Origin of the sequence: Novipirellula sp. (genome assembly GCF_041583735.1) — a bacterium.
Classification (GTDB): domain Bacteria; phylum Planctomycetota; class Planctomycetia; order Pirellulales; family Pirellulaceae; genus Novipirellula.
On record NZ_JBFHFD010000228.1, the window covers coordinates 1 to 12,295 of the forward strand.

Annotated in this window: 8 protein-coding genes; 4 read left to right on the forward strand and 4 right to left on the reverse strand. The window is 54.7% G+C overall.

Annotated features, from left to right (window positions below):
- Window positions 1-204: 204 nt before the first annotated feature.
- From ABX962_RS17465 to ABX962_RS17480, 4 genes are read right to left on the reverse strand one after another with little or no spacing between them, the layout of a single operon-like run.
- Window positions 205-2,514 (reverse strand): FHA domain-containing protein, encoded by a 2,310-nt coding sequence (locus ABX962_RS17465; RefSeq protein ID WP_372721321.1) that lies wholly within the window; start codon window positions 2,512-2,514, stop codon window positions 205-207.
- Window positions 2,511-3,524, reverse strand: a complete 1,014-nt coding sequence (locus ABX962_RS17470; RefSeq protein ID WP_372721322.1) for an FHA domain-containing protein — start codon at window positions 3,522-3,524, stop codon at window positions 2,511-2,513. Before ABX962_RS17470 ends, ABX962_RS17465 begins: the two co-directional genes overlap by 4 nt.
- Window positions 3,517-4,104, reverse strand: a complete 588-nt coding sequence (locus tag ABX962_RS17475) for a sigma-70 family RNA polymerase sigma factor (RefSeq protein ID WP_372721323.1) — start codon at window positions 4,102-4,104, stop codon at window positions 3,517-3,519. The genes ABX962_RS17470 and ABX962_RS17475 overlap by 8 nt, the downstream gene beginning before the upstream one ends.
- Before the next feature lie 24 nt (window positions 4,105-4,128).
- Window positions 4,129-8,394: a protein kinase gene (locus ABX962_RS17480; protein WP_372721324.1), complete on the reverse strand. Its 4,266-nt coding sequence runs from the start codon at window positions 8,392-8,394 to the stop codon at window positions 4,129-4,131.
- 367 nt (window positions 8,395-8,761) lie between these two features.
- Between ABX962_RS17480 and ABX962_RS17485 the strand changes: the two genes are divergently transcribed.
- The 4 genes from ABX962_RS17485 to ABX962_RS17500 all read left to right on the forward strand — a co-directional run.
- Window positions 8,762-9,250 carry an RNA polymerase sigma factor gene (locus ABX962_RS17485; protein ID WP_372721325.1) on the forward strand — a complete coding sequence of 163 codons (489 nt, stop codon included), beginning with the start codon at window positions 8,762-8,764 and terminating at the stop codon, window positions 9,248-9,250.
- 4 nt (window positions 9,251-9,254) lie between these two features.
- Entirely contained in the window at window positions 9,255-9,944 is a 690-nt protein-coding gene (locus ABX962_RS17490; RefSeq protein WP_372721326.1) for a hypothetical protein, read from the forward strand.
- A complete protein-coding gene (locus ABX962_RS17495) occupies window positions 9,941-11,467 on the forward strand; it encodes a hypothetical protein (RefSeq protein WP_372721327.1) in 1,527 nt (508 codons plus the stop codon). The genes ABX962_RS17490 and ABX962_RS17495 overlap by 4 nt, the downstream gene beginning before the upstream one ends.
- A gap of 74 nt (window positions 11,468-11,541) precedes the next feature.
- Window positions 11,542-12,295, forward strand: a 754-nt coding sequence (locus tag ABX962_RS17500; protein ID WP_372721328.1) for a hypothetical protein, incomplete at its 3' end; no start/stop codon positions are given.

The window sequence follows — 12,295 nt, forward strand, 5'->3', positions numbered from 1 at the left end:
AGCATTGCAGTGCATCGCTGAAACGACGCTGCAAAACATCGCCGACATCGAACGAGTCGGCAGCAGCAAAAATGAAGTCGCCGGAGACCATTCACAACCCTAGCGGCGAGAACGATCGACGAAATCCGAAACACTTGGCGGAGATTGCTGTCAGAGAAAAATCAAATTCGTTGCCGCGTCCTACCGAAGCGTGGCTACCCGCGATCATGAGTGACGGTCAGTCCGCCGAACGCCAATCCAGGCGGCAATCAGGAACACGGTCATATGCATCCCGACGACCAAGAGGGCGTCGAAATCAGTCGGTTGAAACTCGCGTTCAATTTGCTCTGTTTCTGGTAATCGCTGAATGAGCAAGTGCTGGCCCCAAAAAACCGTCGCAAGCGTTTTCCCAAACCACGCTGACGCACCTGAAAGCGACGCCACCACACCACCCAAGATGATTTGTGGGATCACCGCCATCGGAACCACCGCGATTGCCGTTTCCTCGGACTTGGACAATGCGGAAATGGATTGCCCCAGCGCGGAGCCGGCGAGGGCCAGCAAACAAAGCGTCCCCAACATTCCTAGCACGTTTCCTGGGGGATCAAACCATGCGAAGACAATGATCCCCAGCAGCAGTACTTGCAGTACCGCGATCACCGCAAAAAACACTAGTTTGGCAGCGAAGTAAGCCTCGGGAATGAGATTGAAATTACGTTCCCGGATGTAGATCGCCCGCTCCTTCACCAGCTCCTTAACACTCGTGTTACACCCGAGCCAAAAGCAACTGACATTCAGCAAGAAAAGCAGATTCTGAGTCGTTGCCAATCGCTCGATCGAATTGCCGCTGGATAGATCCCCGAACCTTCCAAACACGAGACAAAGCAGCAGTCCCACCAAGACTGGTTGGCCAATTAAGGTTGCTAACGCCACCTTGTCACTCGCTGCAACCGAAGCAGTACGCTTCAAGATCGTGACCAATTGTCGCCCCCAAGTCGCTACGGTCTGGATTGCTGGAATCCCGACGCTAGCTGCCTGTGACACTTTCTTTTGCATCGCAGGCTTGCGATTAACGACATGTTTTCGATAGCACGAACTTTGTACGTACGTCTTTGCCCACAATTCGGGCGATCGCTTTTCGAGTACTTTGTAGACTTCGGACAAACGCCGCACTTTGAAGTAATCAATGGCCTCCGTCGGCTCGCCATAAAACGCCAAACGACCACCTTTGGTCAGCACCGCAACATGGGTACAGTACTCTGCAACGTGACCTAAGTTATGGGTGACACAGACCAACGTTTTGCGAGCGTCGGCAAGCTTGCGAAACAGCTGCATCATTTCAAGGTCCGACTGTTCGTCGAGTCCCGAGGTGACTTCGTCTAAGAACAGCAAACTTGGATCTGAAATCAATTCGCTGGCCAACCCGATGCGTTTCAATTGGCCGCCGCTTAATTGCGAAATTTTGACAGACCTTCTTTGCGTCATCCCCACGGTAGCCAAACCTGAATCAACCGACTTGGCGAGCTCGGCGGGACCGAGATCGGGAGCAAGCCGCAGTGCCGCGGAATAGTACAGCGACTGCTCGACCGAAAGCGTATCGTGTAACGAGATCGTTTGCGGAATCACGCTCAAGTCCGATTTCAAGGCGGCAAAGTTTTCATGCAGATTGCGTCCGTTAATGCAAACTTCTCCTTCACTCGGAATCGTCCGACCGGACAACGCACGAAGCAATGTCGATTTACCGGAACCGCTGGGACCGAGAATGCAGACAAACTCACCCGGATTGATGACCAATTCAATATCATCTAGCAACCGAGTGGGTTGGTCTTTTACCTCAGAGCCAACAACAAAACCAAGTCGTTCGGCAACCAGTTGGACATTGTTACATCGTGATCGTCCGATCAAACGGTGACCACGCAGCTCCAACAAGAACGGGCCAATGTCGAGCGAGTCGCCGGGATTCAGTAACGTGGGCTGCGAGATGCGATGCCCATTGACGAACGTTCCATTGACCCCGCCGAGGTCCTTGACCACGACTTGGTCACCGCTCGTTGTAATCAGACAATGGGCCCGTGATACATGGGGATGATCCAACACAAAGTCGGCCTGCGAAGCATCGCGGCCAATGACTCCGCCATTTTCAATGTTCAGCGTCGTCAACGAGCGAAGTTCTTCGAGGATGTCATTCGCTTCGTCCGCCAGCATGGTTCCAGCGGGCGTGGCATCTCCGTTGGCTAGGCTGATCACTTGAATGATCGGTCCGGTGAACCCCAAGCGAATTCGATCACCTGCGGCAATTCGCGAGGGAACGTCGATCGGCTCGTTGTTGTGCAACGTGCGATTGGATTGGCTGAGCGGGCGAAGAATCCAATGGTCACCGTTTGGTTGAAGCTCGGCGTGAAATGAAGAGACCTTCGGATATCGCGCGTTGTCGAACCGAACTTCACATTCAGGGTGTCGCCCCAATCGCAGATTGCCGGGTTTAAAATCGAAAACTTGCAGCGATCCATCGCCGTGCTCGACATGCAATCTCATTTTTTGCTTCCAAATTTCAACCGAAACCGCTGCTCACCAATTCGAAACTCACAAGACTTTCCTTCGCCAATGACAATTTGTGGCATCCTTAACCAAATCCCGTTGAGTGTGTGCCGGTTTTCGATCACCCAGGTTCCGCGGTCACTGCGAGTCAATAAGGCGTGCTTTGCTGCAGCAAACGGGTCATTGGGACGTCGAATTTCGCAATCGCTGTCACGCCCAATCATGTACTCGTTGGCGTCTAATTTGATTTTCGTTTCCGCACGTCCTGCGACGATCTCCGAGAACACCACGCTGCCCGGTGAGTGTTGCCCCTCCAGTGCTCGGGTTCCGGCAGGTCGACCATCGAGTTGCCCCGCCATTTCAGCGGTCTCGGGCACCATGTCCTGAATAATATCAAGACGATAGTGTCCCCCGCCGATCAGGACCTCGGCTTTGTGAACCAAAGGCGCCTTGGTCACCCGCACAAACAGACCGTTGCGACTCTGCAGATCGGTCACCACCACTCGAGGCTTGCCACCAACGTGTTGTCGGGTGATTGCCGCATGCCGCGACGAAACCATTTCATCGTGCGGTAACTGAAAATCCCCTTCACTGCGACCGATTAGAAACTGATGACCACGAATCCGAAACAGCTCTCCGGTATCCTTGCCATCATCACATGCAACCAATGCCACCACAGCCGCCCGGCTGGTAGGACGATAAGGCTGCTCTGCAGGTTCTTTCCCCGTTGGCTTCTTGGTGGTGGCTGATTTGCGTAATTCCGCCTGCACACGGCGGACCTCTTCGTCCGATTCCAACTGAGTCACTGGAGGAGGTTCGTCATTCATAGAAATGGTCGTACTTTGAGAATAAAAGTGTTGCCGCAATTTCAGTAGAAATGAATCCGGCGGCACCTGCATCGCAGCCTGAGCCGCATGTGGGTCGGACTCTAAAATCGCCACCAACAGCAGCGAGTCGTGGCGACGATGTTTTCCGAGTATCCCGTCTCGCACATAGGCCTCATTCATCAATCAACCCCGCTGCTTCTTCTCGCATCCGCCGCAACACGCGAGATTTTGCTAACAAGACGGAATTCAGGGAGAGCCCTAGTTCTTCGGCAACCAGCATGGGCGGTTGATTGTGGATCGCATAACGCTCAAATGCCTGCCAAGTGATGTCTTTAAAGTCGCTTCGAACGACTTGAATGATCCGCTCCAAGACCGCCCGATCATGTTCTTCATCCCACTTTTGCGACGCGATGCTGGCCGGGTCATTCAGCTCGTTGACTTGGTCCTCAACCATCTGTGCCTGCTCGTCGGCTTGCTTGAACTTTTCCGACTTCCGCAGCGCAATCCGCAGTTGGTTGACGGTGATGCCGCGAAGCCATGAGCGGAATGACCCAGCACGCTGGCGTTGAAAACGAGGCAGCTCGCGCATCAGCACCATCATGACTTCTTGCGTGATATCATCCGCCTGCGATTGCAGCGCAGGATAGCTCCGCACGACACTTTCGATGAATGGGCGGTACACCAGCAGCAGTCGCTGCCAATCACGGTCATGGCCGTTCGCGGCGAGGCGGTCCATAAGGCTGAGCGACGTTGTATCCATGTGGTTTGTTCCTACGATCACAAGCTAATCGCGACCGACTTGCCATTCACAAACGAAACTTGGTGTGTGCTGGGTGCTTTGGTTGGGCTGGTCGCTCCACGTGCCGACCAAGTTAGAATTGTTTGCCCTAACAATTAGCAGTGCATAATGTTCCGCACCTTGCTTGTTGTTTGGCTGGGTCGGTCCCCACCGCGAGAACGAAACCGCCGTTCCGTCGAGCCATCGCCAAGAACCCTCACTCGCTTCATCGGTAGCACCAATCCAAACTTCGCTCGCTCCCGCCTTTTGTGACAATTGGAATACATGTGCATACACCTCAGCGGAGTCAACTTTTGCCAACGTCCCTCCTAGACGAGTGCATTCATCGCGCGCCTCGTGCCAACTAAGTTGATTTTCAATCACCTTGAAATAGCGATTCCCCAATCGGAAAGAGCGGTACGCTGGCTTGACCATCCCAGCGGGATGTAGGGTAAAGGAGCCCGATGATCCATCGGAGCCTTTCCACTGGAAATCCATTACGAGCCCCTCGGAATCTTGCCGAATGGTCCCAAAATTGTCTCCTCCCGGCCTTGAGTTCCCCAGGCCATGGACATCTTTGGCCAACCAAAAGAGCGAATTCCCTTTGACCGTTCCCCGAACCTCACGAATAATCTGCGGCCCAATCGCCATTCGACCACGAAACTGGTCGTGATTCCGATCCAGGATCAATAGTTCGACCCTTGAGTCACTGCTTCGCCAAATCATCCCCGGCTCGATCCGCTCGGAAAGGTTTGCGGAAGCATCCGCTGGGGCCCCGGTGTCCGACATCAAAGCGGAATCGGAGGCCTTGATCGTCTCTTCCGAAGCGGCCTCCATCGCCATGGGCTCAGGCACTGGCGTTTCGGTCTCGTTCGTTTCTTCTTCAACAGCTGGCACCGGAGCGGCGACGCTTGGGTTGGAGACGGTTTCGGCCATCTCGTCAGGCACACGCCAGAGAAAGACTTTTGTATCGTTACCACCGGACGCCACCCGATCACCGTTTGGAGAAAACGCCACACTGTTGACTCGCCCCTTGTGCCCCTCGAAGCGAATCCACGATTGTCCGGCCTGGGTATCGTAGATGGCAACACTGCCGTCTTCAGAGCCTGCCACGATAGCCGCGCCGCTGGGTGAAAATGCCACGCATGTCACCTTGCTGTCCAGCCCGCTAACCAACAGCACTTCGCGTCGCGTTTCCAATTCCCATAAACGCATGGAGTAGTCATGGGCACTGGTCAACAGATACCTGCCGTCGGGCGAAAGCGTCGCAGTGATCAGCGGTTTCAAGTGCCCCGAGAGCTTTGCGAATTCGGCGCCAGTGTGCGTCTCCCAAAGCAAGACATCTCCTGACGTGTCGCCACCAACCAAAAAACGTCCGTCCGGCGAAAAGCCGATGGGAAAGTGTTTCTTTTGATCGAGGGGTGCATCGGCGGCCGATTTCACCGCCACCTCTGCAACCGGAACATCTTCCATCGACGATGGTTGGTTCGCATTATTCCAAGTGAGGATCTGGTGGTTTCCAGTCGCAACCGAAAAGGTCGAATTGTCGTCAGAAAAGGTCACGTCCTTCAGGAACACTTGTCCACGAATTTTAAACGTATTTCGTGATTCACCCGTGTCGATTTTCCAAAGATAGACCGTCGAGTTCATCCAAGAATGGGGATGGTCCCAACATCCACATGCGACGACGTATTGGCCATCTCGTGAAAGACACAATTGTTGCACACCGAAGATTCTGGGACGCGTAAAGTCGAAGTGGCGAATTTGTTTGCCCGAATCGACCCTCCAAATACGCACACTGTTGTCGGGGCCACAATGCTTGTACCCGTCTTTGATGCAGTTTCCATTGCTCCCCGAGGCCAACTGAGTTCCGTCGGGCGTGAATGCCACGCTCATGACGCGCGCCTTGTGCCCCTCCAAAACATGAACGGGTTTCAAAAAGGTGTCCGCGATTTTCAAAGAGGAGTCCGACACCTTTTCGGCATCCGACCGTATTGCTGGTGGGGCAGTTCCCGAAAGATCTCGAATGAATGCGTCCTTGATATGGACTTCAAAATTTGGCTCGGTCCATAACTGCCAAGCAATAATCCCTTGGTCGGGGATCTCCCTGAATTCTCCGTCAATGATCGTTGTCTCATTCAACGAGATCGTAACTCGCTTGGCAATGCATCGGATGCGAACCCGGTTGAAATCATTAACTCTAACAATACGACTAATCAGCGCAGCGTCGGCATGCTGAAGTTTACGTCCCTTCAGACCTCCTTCACGTGACCCCTGAATCATCAACAACCCCCAATCGTCTGCAATCATGTTGTATTGCGGGCCACTCACTAAAAACGACTTTCGGTTCATCAAAAGACTACGAAAAAACAGTCCGCTATTCGCAGTTTGACCTGTAAGTTTTATTTTGCACTCGAGATCAAAATCACCGTACTGCGAATCGCTAACAAGGTAGGTTGGCTGAACGCCTGAGTTGCTGCCTCTTTCGCCAATCACAACGCCGTTTTCGACTCGCCAATGTTTTGGATCTCCGCTCCACCCCGTAAGATCGATGCCGTTAAAAAGGGGGACCGCCACGCTCTCGAATTGCTTCTCGCTCACCGACACATCGGAGCCGGGCTTTACCTTCACGACAGGCCGGATCACGATTCGTTTCTCATGCCCGGCATCGATCGATACGGTTTCACCATGGACCGTGACCCCCTTGGTTGTAACAACGACTTCGTGCTTGCCCGCGGAAACCGACGTGCTCGCGGAAATATTCATCCCATCGGTTGCAATCTCGATTTGACTGCCATCAACCCGCACTTCCGCATCCTCCGGCAGGTTTTCTAAGACCAAGGTCCCGTTTGGTGTCTTGATGCTGATGACTATGGCCCAAAGAACAAACGATGCGAAGAACGCTCCGGCAACGCCGAAGAAGTAAGGCGGCTTCTTTCGCCCACCCCATTTTCCGGTTGTCTTTGCTTTTGGTTGTTGGCCTATTTTGTGGTCGTCCACCTTGAGATTGGCGATGCTGATCGCGAGATCCGGCTCGGGCTCGCTTAACGATGCAGGGGCGAGGGACTTTGGCGGAATTTCGACCGAGGTATCACGACTGGGCGACGCCAGATTCAGCTTGGTATCTACCTTTGTGGACGCCTTGTCCGCTGCCTCCCGCAGCTTGGCCGATCCGATATAAGGTTTTAACGCCTCGGCAACCGCAAGGGGCGTTTGGTAGCGTTTGACCGGATCCTTCGCCATCATCTTGGCGACAACTTCGGACAACTCTACGGGAACATCCAGTCGCTCAAAACTGATGTAGTCTGCTTCTTTCTGAGCGTGCGACATCAACACACTTTGATACGTTCCGGTAAAAGGCGGTTTGCCCATCAGTAAATGATACAGAGTGCATCCGAGGCTATAGATGTCCGCACGGATGTCAGCGCTCGCAGCATCAAGGGCTTGTTCCGGCGCCATATACTCAGGTGTTCCGAGCATCGTTCCATCCGCAGTCAATCCTTCGCTTTGCTGTTCACTCGTGGCCTTAGCAAGCCCGAAGTCGAGGATCTTGATCTGCAGTTTGCCATCTTCCTTGTAAACCATCACATTGGATGGTTTGATATCGCGATGCACCATCTTTCTGGAATGGGCATGCTGAAGTGCGGTTGCAATTTGACTGGCCAGAGTGCATGCAACAGGAATTGGCACCGGGTTGTATTTCTGGACGAATTTGTGCAAGTCAATGCCCGGCACATACTCCATCGAGAAGACCAGTTGCGTCGGCAAGACAACCCGTTGGTAGGCCGTGGCGATGAAGGGATGGTTGAGCTTCCCAATCGCCTTCATCTCACTGATAAATCGCTGCTTAGCCGATTCATTTTTGACCAGACGCTCGTTGAGGACTTTCAATACCTCCATGCGATCCATCGGCAGGTACTTCGCCGCGTAAACCACGCCCATGCCGCCACGCCCAAGCTCTTTTAAGACTTGATAATCGGTCGATTCGACCAACTCTTGAGGGACCCCGGCAATCGAATTTGGCGAGGGCGATTCGATGCTCGCTGCTGCTTTATGCTGCATCGCCATCAACTCGGCCATCCGACTGGACGCCGCGATTTGCTTGACGCGATCCAAAAAACCATCGCCAGAGAGCGTCGCCATTCGGGCCTGCAGTTCCGGCGATTTTTCGATCGCCAAAGCGACTTTCATCTCGGACGCGGAATCGAGCCGCCCCTCAGCAAATCGCCTTAACAGCGAGTCGTCAATCTTGGAATGTTTGGATTTTGACATGCAGACACCTCGATTTTTGCCCCCCGGATTTCTATCCCACTTCAAATGATGGGGCCAATCAGGCGGAACTCTTTCTCCTATCAAGGCGCTCGTCGCCCGATACCTGTCACGAAAATCAGTGTTTTTGAAAAGTTTAACCCATCCCCCCCAGCTGTGCTGCCAGTGCCGAGTTAATTTTCGCGACGACGACCGACGTCCGGGTACGCCGAGACGCCCGCATGGCTCATCAAAACTGCTTCCGGACTAAAATAAGCCGCAAATTCTTTGAAACAGGGGACGGCTGGCGGCATCCTTGTTGTATTGAAGAGGGCGTGATTGACACGTCGATCGACTTCACTTCCGAGTTCGTCCCAACCCGAGAGCATGCGTGATCGATGCGGAAACCCTTTCCGAGCTGTGGCAACAGCATGCCAATCGCTTGCTGATGATCGCCCGCGCCGTCGGTGAACCAGCCGAAGATGCGGTGCAGGAAGCCTTTGTGGCGTTGGCCCAGCAGTCGACGCTGCCCGACGAGCCGCTGGCGTGGCTGGTGCGAACCACACGCAATGAAATCCTACAAGTCAAACGGGGAAAACAGCGGCGTGCAGCCAGGGAACAGGTGGCCGCCCGCCATCGCTGCTGGTTCGTCCAGCCCAGTGAATACCAAGACCAGCAACTCGACGGCCAGCATGTTACCGAGTGGCTAGAAGAACTTGACGCCGCCGATCGCGAAGTGATTGTGATGCACCTGTGGGGTGGGCTGACGTTTCGCCAAATTGCCGACGTCATCGGGTTGTCCGCAGCAACCGCAAACCGTCGCTACCAAAACGCGTTGATGCAATTGCAAGCTCGCGCCAACCAAGACCAAATGAGATGATGCGATGAACGACAAATCGAATTTTGAACAACAGCTTTCTGCGTTAGTTCCCGCCTCGGTCCAAACCGATGCCTCGACGATGATGTACCGCTGCGGGTTCGCTGCCGGACAGGCAAGTCGCTCCACCTCGGACACCACCACGCGTCGACAATGGCTGCAGTTAGCGATGGCGGCCTGCGTCACAGCGATCCTGGTGGGCCCCGTTTCTTATCGGCTGGGCCATTCAAAGTTCAAGGATCCCCATCGGGGCGTCGTCGTAGCCGAACATGAGTCCCATCAAGCGGCCCCCAGCAACGAATCGGTCGTCACAGCAGAATCAGTGCCGATAGCCCCGAGCGATCCACCGGAGCCACCGAAGGATCAGCCTCGCAAGCGAAACGTTGCGACCAAATCAGGACCGTCAATTTTTGCCAGCTGGCTGATCGGAGTACCATCGCCGTTTGAACCATCCTCGGACGCTTCTGCGAGTAACGCAGTGGTGTTGACGTCGCGTCCACCTTCGGCAGACATGATGGCTTGGTTGGAACAGTCTCCTGCGGCGATCACCTCGCCGCCTAATCCTGCGAATCCGGCACAGGACGCTACCAAACTTGAGTCTCTGAAAATCCGCCATGAGGACTCCGGGCCCTATCATCTGCCCTCATTGCCGTCTCGAAAATCTTTGCACACCTGGGAAACATGGTTCCAATCATGAACGCTAGAACATTGACGTTATTCGCATGGATCGGCTGCATGGGTTCGCTAACACCGCTGTCCGCCGTGGCACAAGTGCAACCGCTTGATTACAAAACTCCCGCGGCATCGGCATCAACGGATCCCTCCGCCCCCAACGCGGCGAAGATCGCACCGAAGGTTTTGAAAATTCATCCCGCTGCCGAACCGGTTCCAGCACTAAAGATTCGATTTTGGCCGGACCGTTTCGAAATGGTCGCCGGCAATACCTTTGTTCCTTTCCAGCGTGCCACGATCATGTCGCTGGAGAAGAATCGTTCCGCTGGTGCGGAGGATCCGTTCTTCAAAAACTATGACCAGTGGATGGAAGGTTCGCTGGACGAGTTGCCCAAGCAGGAAGTCGCGAAATATCTCGACAGTCAGCAAAACGTGTTGTCGGAGCTTCATCGCGCGATGCGGATGCGTGACTCCCATTACGAATTGGGCATCGACGACCTGCGAGGCCTGGAAACCATTCAGCTGCTGCTGCCCGAATTTGAGCACATGCGTCAGCTAGCTCGATTACTGGTGCTCGAAACCCGTCTGGCGCTCGCCGAAGGACGCACGGAGGACGCGATTCGTTCCATCCGGGTCGGTTTCCGTATGGGCGAAGCCACCGGCAACGCGTCGGACCTATTGATCTCGCGATTGGTGGGCGTGGCGATCAGCGGCATCATGTTAAACCAAGTCGAAGAGCTGATGCAGCTGCAGGACAGCCCGAATGTTTACTGGGCGCTTGCAACGTTGCCGGATTCGATCGCCGAAATGGACGAGGCATTGAAGTTTGAAGTATCGATCACCTCGCGTGTGTTTCCCGGACTGTCCGATTTGCCGGCCGATGATGTCGAACCCGCCGTCTGGCGAAGCCGATTGACACAAGCGGTCAAAGACATGCAATCGCTGGGCGGCTCGGAATTTGGTAACGGTGATGTCTCCGCTCGTTTGATCGCTGGCGCACTGATGATCGCGCTGACCGAACCGTCGCGAGCCGAGTTGATCGCAAGCGGGATGGACAAAGAAGACGTGCAAGCAATGAGCCCCAGCGAAGCGGTCGTGCGTGCGACCGCCCAACAGATCACTCGAATCCAAGATGACTTTGCCAAGTGGATGTTCCTGCCTGGACCGATTCGGATGACTTATATCGATCGATCCGAAGCAAGTTTGGAATCCAACACGCGTGCTGGCACGGCAACGATAAACTTAGCTGCCATGGCCACGGGCATGCTGATGCCAGCCATCAAGGCAGCGAACCAGGCTGGACTGCGGACGCGTCAAACGATTGCTCGCCTGGCAACCATCGAAGCGATCCGCAACTACGCATCCGCGCATGGCGAGTTTCCGAAATCGCTCGAAGAGCTTACCCATCTGCCCGCTTGGCCTGATCCGTTGACGCAGCAAGCGTTTGGGTACGAACGAGAAACCGCGACGCGTGCCAAGCTGATTTCCGAACCGGCGTACTCGTCGGATCCCAACGCCACCATCCTGTTGGAACTGCTTCGTTCATAGGCACACTCGCCCGCGTGTTGTCCCCCATCGGTTGATCGCACCAAACATCTCCCCCCGTCAAGGAACCCATTTTCATGTTCAATCCAAAATGGATCGCAGTCGTACTATTCACGACGCTGCCGCTCACTTCCACGGCCCAGGAAAATTCTGTTGCTTCGCAAAAAGGTTTTCTAGCTGGCGCGGTGATGCATGACACAATCCTAGCAGCACATCTGGATCTGACGCAGATCGACGTTCCAGCGACCAAGCAACTTATGTCGCAGTTCGGCGGCCCCGGAGAATCACCGCTGGTAGCTCTGGCCGAAGGCTTGACAAGCACGTTACGCGACGCTGGCGTAACTGACTTGTATTTAACCGTTCCCGGCCGTGTGCTACTGCAAGGCGGCGTATGCATCATCGCGCCCTGCGATGACAAAGAAGCTGTCGAAAAAGTTTTATCGAGACTACTTGATTCAGCGTCATTGCCGTTTGAGTTTCGGGTTGTAAAGACCGACCACGCCGTCGTCGTCTGCCCAGCGGCGATGGCCAGCGATTTCCAGGACAACAAGCTCGATGCCAACGCCGACGAGCGACCTGAGTTCAACGCGGGGCGGCAGTCGATGGCTCACTTTTCACATCAAACCGTGGTCAGTCTGCCAGAGGATATCCGTGAAGAACTAGCGAACCTGTGGCCCGACAAACTGGGCGACCACGACCCAACCGGCTTTTCGCCGAGCCGCTGGATCGCGTCGGCTCGCTGGATCACGATCGGCTGGTCATTACCACCGAAGACGGCGTTTGAATTGAGAATCCAGTCGGTCGACCCTGCTGGAGCGGTCGCTTGCGAAC

Excerpts from the sequence above, each read along its gene's own strand:
- ABX962_RS17465 (WP_372721321.1), bottom strand. The coding sequence starts at position 2,514 with ATGAGATTGCATGTCGAGCACGGCGATGGATCGCTGCAAGTTTTCGAT.
- ABX962_RS17470 (WP_372721322.1), bottom strand. The coding sequence starts at position 3,524 with ATGAATGAGGCCTATGTGCGAGACGGGATACTCGGAAAACATCGTCGC.
- ABX962_RS17475 (WP_372721323.1), bottom strand. The coding sequence starts at position 4,104 with ATGGATACAACGTCGCTCAGCCTTATGGACCGCCTCGCCGCGAACGGC.
- ABX962_RS17480 (WP_372721324.1), bottom strand. The coding sequence starts at position 8,394 with ATGTCAAAATCCAAACATTCCAAGATTGACGACTCGCTGTTAAGGCGA.
- ABX962_RS17490 (WP_372721326.1), top strand. The coding sequence starts at position 9,255 with ATGAACGACAAATCGAATTTTGAACAACAGCTTTCTGCGTTAGTTCCC.
- ABX962_RS17495 (WP_372721327.1), top strand. The coding sequence starts at position 9,941 with ATGAACGCTAGAACATTGACGTTATTCGCATGGATCGGCTGCATGGGT.